At 43.0% G+C, this 16670-nt stretch carries 18 protein-coding genes; all 18 read left to right on the top strand.

Annotated features, from left to right (window positions below; all coding sequences use genetic code 11):
• The first annotated feature begins 70 nt into the window (after nt 1-70).
• On the top strand, nt 71-940 hold the full coding sequence (gene ispE, locus Q3W56_RS17710) for a 4-(cytidine 5'-diphospho)-2-C-methyl-D-erythritol kinase (RefSeq protein ID WP_029316960.1): 870 nt from the start codon (nt 71-73) through the stop codon (nt 938-940).
• 55 nt (nt 941-995) lie between these two features.
• Complete coding sequence (gene purR, locus Q3W56_RS17705) at nt 996-1853, top strand: pur operon repressor (RefSeq protein ID WP_019713009.1); 858 nt, start codon at nt 996-998, stop codon at nt 1851-1853.
• Entirely contained in the window at nt 1850-2227 is a 378-nt protein-coding gene (ridA, locus tag Q3W56_RS17700; protein ID WP_019713010.1) for a 2-iminobutanoate/2-iminopropanoate deaminase, read from the top strand. The genes purR and ridA overlap by 4 nt, the downstream gene beginning before the upstream one ends.
• A gap of 196 nt (nt 2228-2423) precedes the next feature.
• Entirely contained in the window at nt 2424-2717 is a 294-nt protein-coding gene (spoVG, locus tag Q3W56_RS17695) for a septation regulator SpoVG (protein ID WP_003218346.1), read from the top strand.
• A 192-nt stretch (nt 2718-2909) separates the two neighbouring features.
• Nucleotides 2910-4280 (top strand): bifunctional UDP-N-acetylglucosamine diphosphorylase/glucosamine-1-phosphate N-acetyltransferase GlmU, encoded by a 1371-nt coding sequence (gene glmU, locus Q3W56_RS17690; protein WP_019713012.1) that lies wholly within the window; start codon nt 2910-2912, stop codon nt 4278-4280.
• Between the two features lie 23 nt (nt 4281-4303).
• Nucleotides 4304-5257 (top strand): ribose-phosphate diphosphokinase, encoded by a 954-nt coding sequence (locus Q3W56_RS17685; RefSeq protein WP_064814082.1) that lies wholly within the window; start codon nt 4304-4306, stop codon nt 5255-5257.
• Nucleotides 5258-5341: 84 nt separating this feature from the next.
• Nucleotides 5342-5959 carry a 50S ribosomal protein L25/general stress protein Ctc gene (locus Q3W56_RS17680; protein WP_302896336.1) on the top strand — a complete coding sequence of 206 codons (618 nt, stop codon included), beginning with the start codon at nt 5342-5344 and terminating at the stop codon, nt 5957-5959.
• 107 nt (nt 5960-6066) lie between these two features.
• Complete coding sequence (gene pth / locus Q3W56_RS17675) at nt 6067-6633, top strand: aminoacyl-tRNA hydrolase (RefSeq protein ID WP_014112304.1); 567 nt, start codon at nt 6067-6069, stop codon at nt 6631-6633.
• 59 nt (nt 6634-6692) lie between these two features.
• Complete coding sequence (gene fin, locus Q3W56_RS17670; protein WP_003218360.1) at nt 6693-6923, top strand: anti-sigma-F factor Fin; 231 nt, start codon at nt 6693-6695, stop codon at nt 6921-6923.
• 69 nt (nt 6924-6992) lie between these two features.
• Nucleotides 6993-10526, top strand: a complete 3534-nt coding sequence (mfd, locus tag Q3W56_RS17665; RefSeq protein ID WP_302896335.1) for a transcription-repair coupling factor — start codon at nt 6993-6995, stop codon at nt 10524-10526.
• A gap of 135 nt (nt 10527-10661) precedes the next feature.
• Nucleotides 10662-11198, top strand: coding sequence for a stage V sporulation protein T (gene spoVT, locus Q3W56_RS17660; RefSeq protein WP_302896334.1), 537 nt, complete (start codon nt 10662-10664; stop codon nt 11196-11198).
• A 180-nt stretch (nt 11199-11378) separates the two neighbouring features.
• Nucleotides 11379-12977: a putative polysaccharide biosynthesis protein gene (locus Q3W56_RS17655; protein ID WP_302896333.1), complete on the top strand. Its 1599-nt coding sequence runs from the start codon at nt 11379-11381 to the stop codon at nt 12975-12977.
• Nucleotides 12967-14436 carry a bifunctional methyltransferase/pyrophosphohydrolase YabN gene (gene yabN / locus Q3W56_RS17650; protein WP_302896332.1) on the top strand — a complete coding sequence of 490 codons (1470 nt, stop codon included), beginning with the start codon at nt 12967-12969 and terminating at the stop codon, nt 14434-14436. The genes Q3W56_RS17655 and yabN overlap by 11 nt, the downstream gene beginning before the upstream one ends.
• A 2-nt stretch (nt 14437-14438) precedes the next feature.
• Nucleotides 14439-14699 (top strand): RNA-binding S4 domain-containing protein, encoded by a 261-nt coding sequence (locus tag Q3W56_RS17645; RefSeq protein WP_003218370.1) that lies wholly within the window; start codon nt 14439-14441, stop codon nt 14697-14699.
• 78 nt (nt 14700-14777) lie between these two features.
• On the top strand, nt 14778-15080 hold the full coding sequence (yabP, locus tag Q3W56_RS17640; RefSeq protein WP_302896331.1) for a sporulation protein YabP: 303 nt from the start codon (nt 14778-14780) through the stop codon (nt 15078-15080).
• A complete protein-coding gene (yabQ, locus tag Q3W56_RS17635; RefSeq protein WP_302896330.1) occupies nt 15077-15712 on the top strand; it encodes a spore cortex biosynthesis protein YabQ in 636 nt (211 codons plus the stop codon). Before yabP ends, yabQ begins: the two co-directional genes overlap by 4 nt.
• 17 nt (nt 15713-15729) lie before the next feature.
• Nucleotides 15730-16107 (top strand): cell division protein DivIC, encoded by a 378-nt coding sequence (divIC, locus tag Q3W56_RS17630; RefSeq protein ID WP_302896329.1) that lies wholly within the window; start codon nt 15730-15732, stop codon nt 16105-16107.
• Nucleotides 16108-16187: 80 nt separating this feature from the next.
• Nucleotides 16188-16574, top strand: a complete 387-nt coding sequence (locus tag Q3W56_RS17625) for a S1 domain-containing RNA-binding protein (protein WP_003218379.1) — start codon at nt 16188-16190, stop codon at nt 16572-16574.
• Nucleotides 16575-16670 lie beyond the last annotated feature (96 nt).

The following is a 16670-nucleotide window of genomic DNA, read 5'->3' as shown; positions in this document are numbered from 1 at the left end:
TGTTCATCCTGCACTTCAAATGTGATACAATGTTCATACTTATGTTTAGATGGAGAAGTAGGTGAAAGCTATGCGTATTTTAGAAAAAGCGCCAGCCAAGATCAATCTGTCACTTGACGTCACCCGAAAACGCCCGGATGGCTATCATGAAGTCGAAATGATTATGACGACAATTGATTTAGCAGATCGAATTGAATTGACGGAGCTGGCAGAGGATGAAGTGAGGGTTTCCTCCCACAACCGTTTTGTGCCCGATGACCAAAGAAACTTAGCTTATCAGGCTGCCAAGCTGATCAAGGACAGATATAACGTGAAAAAGGGAGTTTCCATCATGATTACGAAGGTGATTCCGGTGGCAGCCGGTCTTGCCGGCGGAAGCAGTGATGCAGCGGCGACCCTTAGAGGGTTGAACAGACTGTGGAATTTAAATCTTTCCGCAGAAACACTTGCTGAGCTTGGTGCGGAGATTGGCTCCGACGTTTCATTTTGTGTCTATGGCGGAACTGCACTAGCAACAGGACGCGGCGAGAAAATTAAACACATCAGCACGCCTCCGCACTGCTGGGTCATTTTAGCGAAGCCGACAATCGGTGTTTCAACTGCTGAAGTGTACAGACAGCTAAAGGTGGATGATGTAGAGCATCCTGATGTACATGGCATGATTGAGGCTATAGAGGAAAAGAGTTTTCAAAAGATGTGCAGACGTTTAGGAAATGTGCTTGAATCTGTTACGCTTGATATGCATCCAGAAGTTGCGATGATAAAAAACCAGATGAAACGTTTCGGTGCAGATGCCGTTTTAATGAGCGGGAGCGGCCCGACAGTGTTTGGGCTGGTTCAGTATGAGTCGAAGGTGCAGAGAATTTATAACGGATTAAGAGGCTTCTGCGATCAGGTTTATGCGGTGCGAATGATCGGCGAACAGAACGCTCTTGATTAAATCCGTATATTAAGTTATATTGATCTTAAAATATTCGGATTTTGGGGGTAAGTTCATGAAGTTTCGTCGCAGCGGCAGATTGGTGGACTTAACAAATTATTTGTTAACCCATCCGCACGAGTTAATACCGCTAACCTTTTTTTCTGAGCGGTATGAATCTGCAAAATCATCGATCAGTGAAGATTTAACAATTATTAAGCAAACCTTTGAGCAGCAGGGGATCGGTACTTTGCTTACTGTTCCCGGAGCTGCCGGAGGCGTCAAATATATTCCGAAAATGAAGCAGGCTGAAGCTGAAGAGTTTGTGCAGACACTTGGACAGTCGCTGGCAAATCCTGAACGTATCCTTCCGGGCGGCTATGTATATTTAACGGATATCTTAGGAAAGCCATCGGTACTCTCCAAGGTAGGGAAGCTGTTTGCATCAGTGTTTGCAGAACGCGAAATTGATGTTGTCATGACCGTTGCCACGAAAGGCATCCCTCTGGCGTACGCAGCTGCGAGCTATCTGAATGTGCCTGTCGTCATCGTTCGCAAAGACAACAAGGTAACAGAAGGCTCCACAGTCAGCATTAATTACGTCTCAGGCTCCTCAAACCGCATTCAAACGATGTCACTTGCGAAAAGAAGCATGAAAACCGGTTCAAACGTACTCATTATAGATGACTTTATGAAAGCAGGCGGTACTATTAATGGTATGATTAACCTGTTGGATGAGTTTAACGCAAATGTAGCGGGGATCGGCGTCTTGGTTGAAGCCGAAGGAGTAAATGAACGTCTTGTTGATGAATATATGTCACTGCTTACTCTTTCAACCATCAACATGAAAGAGAAGTCCATTGAAATTCAGAATGGTAATTTTCTGCGTTTTTTTAAAGACAATCTTTTAAAGAATGGAGAGACGGAATCATGACAAAAGCAGTCCACACAAAACATGCCCCAGCGGCAATCGGGCCTTACTCACAAGGGATTATCGTAAACAATATGTTTTACAGCTCAGGCCAAATTCCTTTGACTCCTTCAGGCGAAATGGTGAACGGTGATATTAAGGAGCAGACTCATCAAGTGTTCAGCAACTTAAAAGCGGTGCTGGAAGAAGCGGGTGCTTCTTTAGAAACAGTTGTAAAAGCAACTGTATTTATCGCGGATATGGAACAGTTTGCGGACGTGAACGAAGTGTACGGACAATATTTTGACACTCACAAACCGGCGAGATCTTGTGTTGAAGTTGCGAGACTTCCGAAGGACGCACTGGTCGAGATCGAAGTTATTGCATTGGTAAAATAATAAGAAGAAAAGTGATTCTGGGTGAGCCGGAATCACTTTTTTATTTACCTTATGCCCGAAAAGAAAGCTTCATGACCTAATTGTGTAACTATATCCTATTTTTTCAAAAAATATTTTAAAAACATGCAGGATTTCTGAAAAAATCGTGGAATTGATACACTAATGCTTTTATATAGGGAAAAGGTGGTGAACTACTGTGGAAGTTACTGACGTAAGATTACGCCGCGTGAATACCGATGGTCGCATGAGAGCGATTGCATCCATCACGCTGGATCACGAATTTGTTGTTCATGATATTCGTGTGATTGATGGAAACAATGGTCTTTTCGTTGCGATGCCGAGTAAACGCACCCCTGATGGAGAGTTCCGCGATATTGCTCATCCTATTAATTCAAGCACGCGAGGTAAGATTCAAGATGCCGTGTTAAATGAGTATCATCGTCTGGGTGACACTGAAGCATTAGAATTCGAAGAAGCTGGAGCTTCTTAAAAAATAACCAAAAAGCAAGGACTGCTGAAAGGGCTGACAAAAGCCTTTTGCCGGCGGTCCTTTTTTATTTCTGATTTTTCAAACTTAATTGTACTCAATAGAAAATTCTTGCACTTCATCAAGTCTCCTTGAAATCAGAAGATATTTAGGATATATTTTTCTATGGATAAAAGGGATATTGGAGGCCAATAAATGGATAAGCGGTTTGCAGTTGTTTTAGCTGCTGGACAAGGAACGAGAATGAAATCAAAGCTTTATAAAGTCCTTCATCCAGTTTGCGGTAAGCCTATGGTTGAGCACGTCGTGGACGAAGCCTTAAAGTTATCTTTATCAAAGCTTGTCACGATTGTCGGACATGGTGCGGAAGAAGTGAAAAAGCAGCTTGGTGATAAAAGCGAGTACGCGCTTCAAGCAGAACAGCTTGGCACTGCTCATGCTGTAAAACAGGCACAGCCATTTCTTGCTGACGAAAAAGGCGTCACGATTGTCATTTGCGGAGATACGCCGCTTTTAACAGCAGATACAATGGAACAGATGCTGAAAGAACATACACAAAGAGAAGCGAAAGCTACGATTTTAACTGCGGTTGCAGAAGATCCAACCGGATACGGCCGCATTATTCGCGGCGAAAACGGAGCGGTTCAAAAAATCGTTGAGCATAAGGACGCCTCTGAGGAAGAACGTCTTGTGACCGAGATTAATACCGGTACGTATTGTTTTGATAATGAAGCGCTATTCCGGGCCATTGATCTGGTGTCTAATGATAATGCTCAAGGCGAGTACTATTTGCCGGATGTCATAGAGATTCTTAAAAACGAAGGCGAAACTGTCGCCGCTTACCAGACTGATAATTTCCAAGAGACGCTCGGAGTTAATGATAGAGTTGCTCTTTCTCAGGCAGAACAATTTATGAAAGAGCGTATTAATAAACAGCATATGCAAAATGGCGTAACGCTGATTGACCCAATGAGTACGTATATTTCACCTGACGCTGTTATCGGAAGCGATACTGTAATTTACCCCGGAACTATGATTAAAGGTGAGGTGCAAATCGGAGAAGATACGATTATCGGACCTCATACGGAGATTATGGATAGTTCCATTGGCAGCCGTACGGTTATTAAACAATCGGTAGTCAATCACAGTAAAGTGGGGAATGATGTAAACATAGGACCTTTTGCTCACATCAGACCTGATTCTACCATTGGGAATGAAGTGAAGATCGGAAACTTTGTTGAAATCAAAAAGACTCAATTCGGAGACCGAAGCAAGGCTTCTCATTTAAGCTATGTCGGTGATGCTGAGGTAGGCACAGACGTAAACTTGGGCTGTGGTTCAATAACTGTCAATTATGATGGAAAGAACAAATATTTGACGAAAATTGAAGATGGCGCGTTTATCGGCTGTAATTCCAACTTGGTTGCCCCTGTCACAGTCGGAGAGGGCGCTTATGTGGCAGCAGGTTCAACTGTTACGGAAGATGTACCTGGAAAAGCGCTTGCCATTGCCAGAGCGAGACAAGTAAATAAAGACGATTATGTGAAAACTATTCATAAAAAATAATCCTAAAATTCGGAGGTTTATCCATGTCTAATCAATACGGAGATAAGAATTTAAAGATTTTTTCTTTGAATTCGAATCCAGAGCTTGCAAAAGAAATCGCAGATATAGTTGGAGTTCAATTAGGTAAATGTTCTGTCACAAGATTTAGTGACGGGGAAGTCCAAATTAATATCGAAGAAAGTATTCGCGGATGTGATTGTTATATCATCCAGTCTACGAGTGCCCCTGTTAACGAGCATATTATGGAACTCTTGATTATGGTAGATGCGTTAAAACGCGCTTCTGCAAAAACAATTAACATTGTGATTCCTTATTACGGTTATGCGCGACAAGACAGAAAAGCAAGATCCCGTGAGCCAATCACAGCAAAACTTTTTGCTAACCTGCTTGAAACAGCTGGTGCGACTCGTGTGATTGCACTTGACCTTCATGCGCCGCAAATTCAAGGATTCTTTGATATACCGATTGACCACTTAATGGGTGTTCCGATTTTAGGAGAATATTTTGAAGGCAAAAACCTTGAAGATATCGTCATTGTTTCCCCAGACCACGGCGGTGTGACACGCGCCCGCAAACTGGCTGACCGACTAAAAGCACCGATTGCGATTATCGATAAACGCCGTCCGCGACCAAACGTGGCGGAAGTCATGAATATTGTTGGGAATATCGAAGGGAAGACCGCTATCCTTATCGATGACATCATCGATACTGCAGGTACCATTACACTTGCTGCTAATGCGCTCGTTGAAAACGGAGCGAAAGAAGTATATGCATGCTGTACACACCCTGTACTATCAGGTCCAGCTGTTGAACGGATTAATAATTCAACAATTAAAGAGCTTGTTGTGACAAACAGCATCAAGCTTCCTGAAGAAAAGAAAATTGAACGGTTTAAGCAGCTTTCAGTCGGACCGCTTTTGGCTGAAGCGATTATTCGCGTTCATGAGCAGCAATCAGTTAGCTATCTGTTCAGCTAAACCGATTTTTTGAGGTTTAAATCCTTATCGTTATGGGTATTGTTTGTAATAGGACAATAAAACGATAATAGGATGGTGCTGAATATGGCAACGTTAACGGCAAAAGAAAGAACGGACTTTACTCGTTCGTCTCTTCGGAATATCCGTACTTCAGGACATGTTCCAGGTATCATATATGGGAAAGACACGGGAAACAAACCTGTATCATTAGACAGTGTGGAGCTGATCAAAACGTTGAGGGACGAAGGTAAAAATGCAGTCATCACGCTTGACGTCAGCGGAGAAAAACATTCTGTCATGGTAACAGATCTGCAAACGGACCCGCTGAAAAATGAAATCACTCATGCTGACTTTCAAGTGGTCAATATGAGAGAAGACATTGAGGTGGAAGTTCCGATTCAACTGACTGGAGAAGCCATTGGAGTGAAAAACGGAGGAGTGTTGCAGCAACCGCTATATGCACTCACTGTAAAGGCTAAGCCAAAAGCCATTCCGCAAACGATTCAGGCTGATATTTCAAACCTCGATGTAAATGAAGTACTGACTATTGCGGATTTGCCTGCTGGCGCTGACTACTCCTTTAATCATGAATCAGATGAGGTCGTGGCTTCTATTCTTCCTCCGCAGCAGCAGGAAACAGCTGAAATAGATGAAGAGGAATCTGCCGATGCTCAGCCTGAAGGTGAAAACAAAGAACAATAATAGCTTAAGGCGTAACCCTCCCGCGGTTACGTCTTTTGTGCTAGAATGAGAAGAATTATAGCCCACTTATGCAGACGGGAGACTATGTGACTAAGGGAGGATACGCCATGCTTGTGATAGCCGGTCTCGGAAACCCGGGGAAGAACTATGAAAATACACGGCATAATGTCGGGTTTATGGTGATAGATCAGCTTGCAAAGGAATGGAATATTGAGCTGAATCAAAATAAATTTAACGGATTATATGGAACAGGATTTGTTTCCGGCAAAAAGGTTCTACTTGTTAAACCGCTTACATATATGAATTTATCAGGAGAATGTTTGCGGCCTTTAATGGACTATTATGATGTCGATAACGAAGATTTGACAGTCATATACGATGACCTTGATCTTCCGACTGGCAAGATCCGTTTAAGAACAAAAGGAAGCGCCGGAGGGCACAATGGCATCAAATCACTGATCCAGCATCTTGGAACATCCGAGTTTGACCGCATCCGCATCGGAATCGGCCGGCCTGTAAACGGCATGAAGGTCGTTGATTATGTGTTAGGCTCCTTCACCAAGGAGGAGGCACCCGACATTGATGGAGCGATCGATAAGTCTGTGAAGGCTTGTGAAGCTTCTCTGAGCAAACCGTTTTTAGAAGTCATGAATGAATTTAACGCGAAGGTATAAAATGAATGAACAAAGCCCATACTACACCAAAATGACTTTTTCATCAGGAGGTCCCTTGTATGGCTTTGCATTATTATTGTCGTCATTGCGGAGTGAAAGTAGGCAGTCTCGAATCTTCCTTGGTATCGACTGACTCACTTGGATTTCAGCACTTAACAAACGAGGAAAGAAACGATATGATTTCTTATAAAGAAAATGGAGATGTCCATGTTTCGACGATCTGTGAAGATTGCCAAGAGGCGCTTGATCGAAATCCGCATTACCACGAACATCACACATTTATTCAATAAAAAGCTTTGGTGTAGACACTAGACCAAAGCGTTTTTCTGTTCTTACAGGAAATAGAGAGGAGGGGCCGTATGGACAACATTCAAACCTTTATTAAAGAAAGCGATGACTTTAAATCCATCATCAACGGTTTACAAGAGGGGCTGAAGGAACAGCTGCTCGCGGGTCTGTCGGGTTCCGCGCGTTCTGTTTTTACTGCTGCCCTGGCTAATGAAACGAATAAGCCTATCTTTCTAATCACCCATAACTTGTATCAAGCCCAGAAAGTAACGGATGATCTGACTTCACTTCTAGAGGATCGGTCTGTCCTTTTGTACCCCGTCAATGAACTCATTTCATCAGAAATCGCAATCGCAAGCCCTGAATTGCGGGCACAGCGATTAGATGTCATTAATAGATTAACGAATGGAGACGCGCCAATTGTCGTTGCTCCTGTAGCTGCACTCAGAAGAATGTTGCCGCCTGTAGAGGTCTGGAAAAACAGCCAAATGCTCATTCAAGTGGGCCAAGACATCGAACCTGATCAGCTTGCATCACGGCTGGTAGAGGTAGGATATGAGCGTTCTGATATGGTGTCGGCACCCGGGGAATTCAGTATTCGCGGAGGGATTATTGACATTTACCCGCTGACTTCAGAGCATCCGGTAAGAATTGAACTTTTTGACACCGAAGTGGATTCAATCCGCAGCTTTAACTCAGATGATCAGCGGTCAATCGAGACCCTTACCTCAATCAATGTCGGTCCTGCCAAGGAATTGATTATCAGACCTGAAGAAAAAGTGCGGGCATTGGAGAAAATCGATAAAGGTCTTGCCGCTAGCCTGAAAAAATTAAAGGTCGACAAGCAAAAAGAAATTCTTCATGCGAATATTTCTCATGATAAAGAACGCCTGTCTGAAGGCCAGACAGATCAGGAGCTGGTGAAGTATCTCTCATATTTCTATGAAAAGCCTGCTAGTTTGCTAGATTATACACCTGATAACACACTTCTGATTTTGGATGAAGTCAGCAGGATTCATGAGATGGAAGAGCAGCTTCAAAAAGAAGAAGCGGAGTTCATTACAAACCTTCTTGAGGAAGGGAAAATTTTGCATGATATCAGTTTGTCGTTCAACTTCCAAAAAATAGTATCTGAGCAAAAACGGTCTCTGCTTTACTATTCCTTATTTTTGCGGCACGTACAGCATACGAGTCCGCAAAATATCGTCAATGTATCAAGCAGGCAAATGCAGAGTTTCCATGGCCAAATGAACGTACTCGCGGGTGAAATGGAGCGTTTTAAAAAATCCAACTTCACCGTTGTATTCTTAGGAGCTAACAAGGAACGTACACAGAAATTATCATCTGTTCTGGCTGATTATGATATTGAAGCCGCTATGACAGACAGCAAAAAAGCACTTGTTCAGGGACAGGTCTATATCATGGAAGGTGAGCTACAATCGGGGTTTGAGCTGCCATTAATGAAGCTTGCCGTTATTACGGAAGAAGAACTGTTCAAAAACCGTGTGAAAAAGAAGCCTCGAAAACAGAAGCTTACCAATGCTGAGCGCATTAAGAGCTATTCCGAGCTTCAAATCGGTGATTATGTCGTTCATATTAATCACGGAATCGGAAAGTACTTAGGGATCGAAACCCTTGAAATCAATGGAATCCATAAAGACTATTTGAATATACATTACCAGGGAAGCGACAAGCTTTACGTCCCTGTTGAACAAATTGACCAGGTGCAAAAATATGTCGGCTCTGAAGGAAAAGAGCCCAAGCTGTATAAATTAGGCGGAAGCGAATGGAAACGGGTCAAGAAAAAAGTAGAAACATCCGTTCAGGATATTGCTGATGATTTAATTAAGCTGTATGCCGAAAGGGAAGCGAGCAAGGGCTATGCGTTTTCTCCTGACCATGAAATGCAGCGCGAATTCGAATCAGCGTTCCCTTATCAAGAGACTGAGGATCAGCTCCGTTCCATTCATGAAATCAAAAAGGACATGGAAAGAGAACGTCCGATGGACCGCTTGTTGTGCGGAGATGTAGGTTACGGAAAAACAGAAGTTGCCATACGTGCTGCGTTTAAGGCCATCGGGGACGGAAAACAGGTAGCTTTGCTCGTTCCAACAACGATTTTGGCACAGCAGCACTATGAAACCATTACTGAACGCTTCCAGGACTATCCGATTAATATTGGCCTTCTCAGCAGATTCAGAACGAGAAAAGAAGCGAACGAAACGATCAAAGGATTGAAAAATGGCACTGTAGATATCGTTATCGGGACGCATCGGCTTCTATCAAAAGATGTCGTGTATAAAGACTTAGGGCTCCTCATCATTGATGAAGAGCAACGTTTCGGTGTAACGCATAAAGAAAAGATCAAACAGATCAAAGCCAATGTTGATGTATTAACATTAACAGCAACGCCGATTCCGCGTACGCTGCATATGTCTATGCTTGGCGTAAGGGATCTTTCAGTCATCGAGACACCGCCGGAAAACCGCTTCCCTGTACAGACATATGTTGTGGAATACAACGGCGCCCTTGTCAGAGAGGCGATTGAACGTGAGCTTGCACGCGGAGGACAGGTCTATTTCTTGTACAACCGGGTAGAGGATATTGAGCGGAAAGCGGATGAGATCTCAATGCTTGTCCCTGATGCGAAGGTGGCGTATGCGCACGGGAAAATGACAGAAAACGAACTAGAAACCGTTATGCTGAATTTCCTTGAGGGAGAATCAGACGTTCTCGTCAGCACAACCATAATTGAAACCGGCGTAGATATCCCGAACGTTAATACGCTGATCGTATTTGACGCAGACAAGATGGGTCTTTCTCAGCTTTATCAGCTGCGGGGACGCGTCGGCCGTTCTAACCGTGTGGCGTATGCGTACTTCACGTACCGCCGGGATAAAGTGCTGACAGAAGTGGCTGAAAAAAGGCTGCAGGCTATTAAAGAGTTCACAGAGCTTGGTTCCGGTTTTAAAATTGCAATGCGTGACTTGACGATTCGCGGAGCCGGGAATCTTCTTGGCGCCCAGCAGCACGGCTTCATCGATTCGGTCGGATTTGACCTCTATTCACAAATGCTGAAGGAGGCCATTGAAGAGCGTAAAGGAGATACAGCGAAGAAGGTGCAGTTTGAAACAGAAATTGATGTCGAACTTGATGCGTATATTCCTGAAAGTTACATTCAAGACGGGAAGCAGAAAATTGATATGTATAAACGCTTCAGGTCTGTGGCTACAATCGAAGAGAAGAATGAACTTCAAGACGAAATGATTGACCGGTTCGGAAACTATCCAAAAGAGGTCGAATACTTGTTTACTGTTGCGGAAATGAAGGTTTATGCGAAACACGAACGTGTTGAGTTGATTAAGCAGGATAAAGATGCGGTCAGATTGACGATTTCTGAAGAAGCAAGTGCAGAAATTGACGGACAGAAGCTGTTTGAGCTCGGCAATAAATATGGCAGACAAATCGGACTGGGAATGGAAGGCAAAAAACTCAAAATCTCCATACAGACTAAAGGCCGCAGTGCCGATGAATGGCTCGAAACCGTGCTGGGTATGCTGAAGGGCTTAAAAGGTGTGAAAAAGCAAACCATTTCATCCACGTAAATTTTGTTACTCTCTGGTGTATATTACATTTGATGTGACGGATACTAATCTCAAGCGAGGCGGAAGGTGCATAAAGTAACTGCTTTAGGTCTTTCCCACATGTATATACCATCAAATGAAAGAGAGGCACCAGAGATGAAAGCAACCGGTATCGTACGTCGTATTGATGACTTAGGTCGGGTCGTCATTCCTAAAGAAATTCGCAGAACTCTGAGAATCAGGGAAGGCGATCCGCTTGAGATTTTTGTAGATCGTGACGGAGAAGTGATTTTGAAAAAGTACTCTCCGATCAGTGAGCTTGGAGACTTTGCTAAGGAGTATGCAGACGCGCTTTATGACAGTCTCGGCCATTCAGTGCTGATTTGTGACCGTGATGTATATATTGCCGTGTCGGGCAGCTCGAAAAAAGATTATTTAAACAAGTCGATCAGCGAAGTGCTGGAAAGAACAATGGATCAGCGCAGTTCCGTGCTTGAGAGTGATGCAAAATCAGTACAGCTTGTTAATGGTATAGATGAGGATATGAATTCATATACTGTCGGCCCGATTGTGGCGAATGGCGATCCGATAGGCGCCGTGGTGATTTTTTCAAAGGACCAGACAATGGGCGAAGTAGAGCATAAAGCCGTTGAGACAGCAGCTGGATTTTTGGCTCGTCAAATGGAACAGTAGGTCTTATTCCTTTTATCGAAAATAGGTTTGAAAAGAACAGCTCTCCTTGGGAAGCTGTTTTTTTTCATGCATGCCCAAAAAGGATTCCAAGGGTTGGATATGGTATAATAACCTCGTTTTTATTTGTGCCGCGGTAATACGTGAACCGTATTGCCCCTGACGTTGGGAAGGAGCTTTTGGATGGACGATTCAATAGGCGTTAAACGGCATTGGATTTGGCAGGGGACTTTTGTTTTAATTCTTGCAGGCGTCATCTCAAAAATACTAAGCGCCGTTTACAGAGTCCCGTTTCAAAACATTGTCGGCGATGTTGGATTTTATATATATCAGCAGGTATATCCCTTTCTTGGTATTGCGGTCATGCTGTCCACATCAGGATTTCCGGTCATTATTTCAAAACTGATGAATGATTATAGTGAAAAAAGCCATCACACCATATTGAAAATATCAGCGTTGTTTTTGTCTGTTATCGGTGTTTTATTATTTCTTTGCTTATATATGGGTGCTGTTCCAATCGCACTTTTTATGGGAGACTCACATCTCGCCGTGTTAATTCAAGTGACTGCGTTTGCATTTCTGCTGTTCCCTCCTGTCGCGTTGCTTAGAGGCGGTTTTCAAGGGCGGCAAGATATGCTCCCGTCAGCCTTATCGCAGATGACAGAGCAGTTTCTGCGGGTTGTGGTACTCTTGGGCTTATCATTTTGGCTCGTCAAACAGGGGGCTTCACTCTATACCGCAGGGGCGTCAGCCGCTTCCGGGTCTCTTGCCGGAAGTTTCGTTGCGTTGTTCATACTCGGATTTTTTTGGTTCAAAATGAAAAGAGACAACCAAACGGAAAGGCAAAAAGAAAATGTCATAACTACAAAAGAATTGACGAAAAAACTGCTTTTATATTCGGTTACAATTTGTGTGAGCAGTTTGCTTCTTTTGTTTATCCAGCTTGTTGATGCTTTGAATTTATATGCTCTGCTCTCGGATGGTGAGGCAAGCGAAGAAGCGAAACGCTTAAAGGGGATATATGATCGGGGACAGCCCTTGCTGCAGCTCGGTTCAGTTTTCGCGGTAAGTATTGCGACGTCACTCGTTCCTTATATTTCTAAGGCCGTAAAGAACAAAGAGTTGAAGATCATGAAAGAAAAAGTAACATCTTCTTTAAAACTATGTCTTGTCCTGGGCACAGGGGCCTCGGCTGGATTGATCTGCATTCTTGAGCCGGTCAATATCATGCTGTTTCAAAATGGAGAAGGGACAGCTGCGTTACAGGTATTCAGCTGCTCTATATTGTTTGCATCCTTGGCAGTTACAGCAGCTGCCGTTTTGCAGGGTGCGGGATACACAGTTTTTCCTGCGATAGCAGTAGGCACAGGCGTTGCAGTGAAATGGGTGTTAAACACTCTTTTGGTTCCGCACTATGGGATTGAAGGTGCATCACTTGCAACAGCGGTTTCCTTTGCGGCTGTCGCCGGCCTTAACTTGTATCAGCTTCGGCAAAAAGAATGGCTCGATAAGCTCAGTGGCATTTTAATTCCGCTCATTGGATCTGCCCTTTTGATGTCGGCTGTCTTGCTTGCGTATATGCGCCTCTGGACTTTCTTGATCCCTGCAGCAGGACGAGGAGCGGCTGTGATTGAGAGTCTTTCTGCTGTTGCCATTGGTGGCATGGTGTTTATTTATTGTATGATGAAATTGGAAATATTTACAGATGAAGAGCTGAACAGTGTGCCTTTTGGCAGCAAGTTAAGCAATATCATAAGAAGGAGAGAACAAAATGCCGGGTAATATTACAGTCGTCGGGCTTGGTGCCGGAGACATGGACCAATTGACAATTGGTATACATAGACTGCTGACGAAGGCAGATACGCTGTATGTCAGAACCAAGGATCACCCTTTAATTAAGGAGCTTGAAAAAGAAACGAAGAACATCTGTTTTTTTGACGATATATATGAGAAACATGACCAGTTCGATGCGGTATATGAGGAAATCGCAGACATCCTCTTTGAGGAGGCACAGCGTGAGGACGTGGTTTATGCTGTACCGGGACACCCTTTTGTCGCAGAAAAAACAGTGCAGCTGCTGACAGAGCGGCAGGAAGAGGAAAATGTTCAAGTGAAAGTCGCGGGTGGACAAAGCTTTCTTGATGCCACATTCAATGCCTTGCAAATCGATCCAATTGAAGGTTTTCAATTTGTGGATGCCGGCACGTTGTCTGCAGATGAGCTTGAGCTCAAGCATCACCTGATTATTTGTCAGGTTTACGACCAAATGACCGCTTCTGAAGTCAAGCTGACATTGATGGAGAAGCTGCCTGATGATTATGAGGTTGTGATCGTGACTGCGGCTGGGAGCCGTGACGAGAGGATCCAGACAGTGCCTTTATTTGAGCTGGACCGTAATGTCGCCTTGAATAACTTAACAAGTGTTTATATTCCGCCGATTAAAGAAGAGAAGCTGCTTTATCACGAATTCTCCGCGTTCCGAGGCATTATCAGAGAGCTTCGGGGGCCTAATGGATGTCCGTGGGATAAAAAGCAGACGCATCAGTCATTAAAACAATACATGATTGAAGAGTGTTATGAACTCCTCGAAGCAATTGACGAAGAAGACACAGACCATATGATCGAAGAGCTTGGCGACGTTTTGCTTCAAGTCTTACTTCACGCGCAAATTGGTGAAGATGAAGGTTATTTCACAATTGATGATGTCATAAAAGGGATCAGTGAAAAAATGGTCCGAAGACATCCCCATGTGTTTAAAGATGTTAAGGTTCAGGATGAAAATGATGTTTTGGCAAATTGGGAAGACATAAAAAAAGCCGAAAAAAACACATCCGAAGCATCGTTATTAGACAGCGTGCCGAAAACCCTACCAGCTCTTTCGAAAGCTGCTAAACTGCAGAAAAGAGCAGCAAAGGTTGGTTTTGATTGGGAAGACGTCAGTGATATTTGGAAAAAGGTAAGTGAGGAAATGAAGGAATTTTCTTCTGAGGTTTCTGAAGATCCTCATGAACAGAATCTCAAGGCTGAGTTTGGTGACATTTTGTTTGCACTTGTGAATGTAGCTCGCTTTTACAAAATAGAACCTGAGGAAGCGCTGGCCATGACCAATGACAAATTCCGGAGACGGTTCTCGTATATTGAGGAAACAGCGAAGGGAAAGGGTATCGAGCTGTCTGATATGTCTCTTGAGGACATGGACAAACTGTGGAATAAAGCAAAAGAAACTGAGAGGAGATCGTAAATATGAGATTAGATAAATTTCTAAAAGTATCACGGCTGATTAAGCGACGTACGCTAGCAAAGGAAGTAGCTGACCAGGGACGGATCGCTATTAATGGAAACCAGGCCAAAGCAAGCTCTGACGTAAAACCGGGAGATGAGTTAACGGTCCGCTTTGGCCAAAAGCTTGTAACGGTTCAAGTAAATGAGTTAAAAGACACGACGAAAAAAGAAGAAGCTGCAAACATGTATACAATCCTAAAGGAAGAAAAACTCGGCGAATAGGCTTGTTCTAAAAAAATCCCCCACCTCATACAATGCAGTAATAATGCTAAAAGTATCGAGGATATGGGGGCTGAATAGATGAATTCATATTATGATCAAAAAGATTCTTCGTCTGTTCCGGAACAACATGATGTGACAATGAAAGGCCGGAAGCATTTAGATATTTCTGGAGTGAAGCATGTGGAGAGCTTTGATAATGAAGAATTCCTGCTGGAAACGGTGATGGGAATGCTCTCAGTTAGAGGCGCAAACCTCCAAATGAAAAATTTAGATGTTGAAAAAGGGATTGTTTCTATTAAAGGCAGGGTATTTGATTTAGTTTACTTAGACGAACAACAAGGGGATAAAGCTAAAGGGTTTTTTAGCAAGTTGTTTAAATGACGCTAACGACACAATTCTATACAATGCTGGCGATGTCCGGTATGGGCCTCTGGCTTGGGGCATCGCTTGATACATACCGGCTCTTTGTCATTCGTGCCAAAACAGCCAGATGGCTATTATTTATTCATGATATACTTTTCTGGATTGTGCAAGGGCTGCTTTTCTTTTATGTCTTGCTACATGTAAATGAGGGAGAATTCAGGCTATACATCTTTTTAGCGGTTCTGCTGGGGTTTGCGACGTATCAGAGCCTTTGCAAACGAATCTATATAAAAATACTGAAATTCGTCATTTACTTTGTTGTTTCTGTTTATCAATTCTTCAAAAAACTCATTCAGCACGTGTTATTTCGTCCTGTGGTGTGGACATGCGGAGCGATTATCTGGCTAGCGGCATCTTTTTTAAAGAAAATATACCGCTTAATCTTTTTTCTCTTGTCGTGTCTATACAAAACAGTCATGGTTCTGTGTTTTCCGATCCGTTTTATCGCAAAACAATGTTTGAAACTTCTTCCTGTAAAGATGCGTCTAACTTTTAGACGTTATTTTGAAAAAGGTGCAGGATTTCTCAAAAAGAAGAAGAAACTATTGGTAACCATAAGAACGACCATTACACGTTTTTTGAAGAGATGAAAGGAGGACCGTCTGATTTGAATTTTTCCAGAGAACGAACGATAACTGAAATACAAAACGACTATAAAGAACAAGTAGAGCGGCAGAACCAGCTGAAGAAAAGAAGACGCAAAGGGCTGTACAGACGGTTGACTGTATTCGGCGCCCTAGTGTTCCTGACGGCAATTGTGCTGGCAAGCTCTTTGTGGACCCAAACATCTTCCCTTAGCGCAAAAGAAGAAAAGAAAGAGCAGCTTGAAAAAGAACTGAAAAGTTTAAAGACAAAACAAACGGATTTAAAAGAAGAAATATCCAAATTGAAAGATGAGGATTACGTCACAGAGCTTGCCAGAAGGGACTTATTCATGTCTGGAGACGGAGAAATTATCTTCAATGTGGAGAAGAAGAGCAAGTAGCCTTGTTGACACTTAAATTTTTATTTAGGTATAATTAAGCAAACGATCTTTTTATAAGCCTAAGGAGGAGCACTTTTTTTATGTCGATTGAAGTTGGCAGCAAGTTGCAAGGGAAAATTACAGGTATTACAAATTTTGGAGCATTTGTTGAATTGCCTGGAGGCTCAACCGGTCTCGTTCACATCAGTGAGGTAGCTGATAACTATGTCAAAGACATTAACGATCACTTAAAAGTCGGCGACCAAGTTGAAGTGAAAGTCATCAACGTTGAAAAAGACGGGAAAATTGGTTTATCTATTAAAAAAGCTAAAGACCGTCCGCAAGCCAGACCTAGAAATGATTTCCGTCCGAAAGAATCTTTTGAACAGAAAATGAATAAGTTTTTAAAAGACAGCGAAGATCGCTTGTCATCTTTAAAACGCAATACGGAATCAAAACGTGGAGGGCGCGGAGCAAGAAGAGGATAACTTGCTGCTTTCTATTAAATAAAATGAAGCATCCGTTCATCCCGGCGGATGCTTTTTTTATGATCCTCACCCGCTATAAAAGTCAGAAAATTATAA

This window comes from Bacillus sp. C28GYM-DRY-1, from assembly GCF_030519405.1.
In the GTDB taxonomy this organism is placed as follows: Bacteria; Bacillota; Bacilli; order Bacillales; family Bacillaceae; genus Bacillus; species Bacillus spizizenii_A.
This window is presented reverse-complemented; position numbering and strand designations above follow the sequence as displayed.

Coding starts and splice junctions, on each gene's coding strand:
- Q3W56_RS17625 (WP_003218379.1), top strand. CDS start 16,188: ATGTCGATTGAAGTTGGCAGCAAGTTGCAAGGGAAAATTACAGGTATT.
- purR (WP_019713009.1), top strand. CDS start 996: ATGAAGTTTCGTCGCAGCGGCAGATTGGTGGACTTAACAAATTATTTG.
- yabP (WP_302896331.1), top strand. CDS start 14,778: ATGAATTCATATTATGATCAAAAAGATTCTTCGTCTGTTCCGGAACAA.
- fin (WP_003218360.1), top strand. CDS start 6,693: ATGGCTTTGCATTATTATTGTCGTCATTGCGGAGTGAAAGTAGGCAGT.
- yabQ (WP_302896330.1), top strand. CDS start 15,077: ATGACGCTAACGACACAATTCTATACAATGCTGGCGATGTCCGGTATG.
- ridA (WP_019713010.1), top strand. CDS start 1,850: ATGACAAAAGCAGTCCACACAAAACATGCCCCAGCGGCAATCGGGCCT.
- Q3W56_RS17680 (WP_302896336.1), top strand. CDS start 5,342: ATGGCAACGTTAACGGCAAAAGAAAGAACGGACTTTACTCGTTCGTCT.
- Q3W56_RS17655 (WP_302896333.1), top strand. CDS start 11,379: ATGGACGATTCAATAGGCGTTAAACGGCATTGGATTTGGCAGGGGACT.
- ispE (WP_029316960.1), top strand. CDS start 71: ATGCGTATTTTAGAAAAAGCGCCAGCCAAGATCAATCTGTCACTTGAC.
- mfd (WP_302896335.1), top strand. CDS start 6,993: ATGGACAACATTCAAACCTTTATTAAAGAAAGCGATGACTTTAAATCC.
- Q3W56_RS17645 (WP_003218370.1), top strand. CDS start 14,439: ATGAGATTAGATAAATTTCTAAAAGTATCACGGCTGATTAAGCGACGT.
- yabN (WP_302896332.1), top strand. CDS start 12,967: ATGCCGGGTAATATTACAGTCGTCGGGCTTGGTGCCGGAGACATGGAC.
- glmU (WP_019713012.1), top strand. CDS start 2,910: ATGGATAAGCGGTTTGCAGTTGTTTTAGCTGCTGGACAAGGAACGAGA.
- spoVT (WP_302896334.1), top strand. CDS start 10,662: ATGAAAGCAACCGGTATCGTACGTCGTATTGATGACTTAGGTCGGGTC.
- Q3W56_RS17685 (WP_064814082.1), top strand. CDS start 4,304: ATGTCTAATCAATACGGAGATAAGAATTTAAAGATTTTTTCTTTGAAT.
- pth (WP_014112304.1), top strand. CDS start 6,067: ATGCTTGTGATAGCCGGTCTCGGAAACCCGGGGAAGAACTATGAAAAT.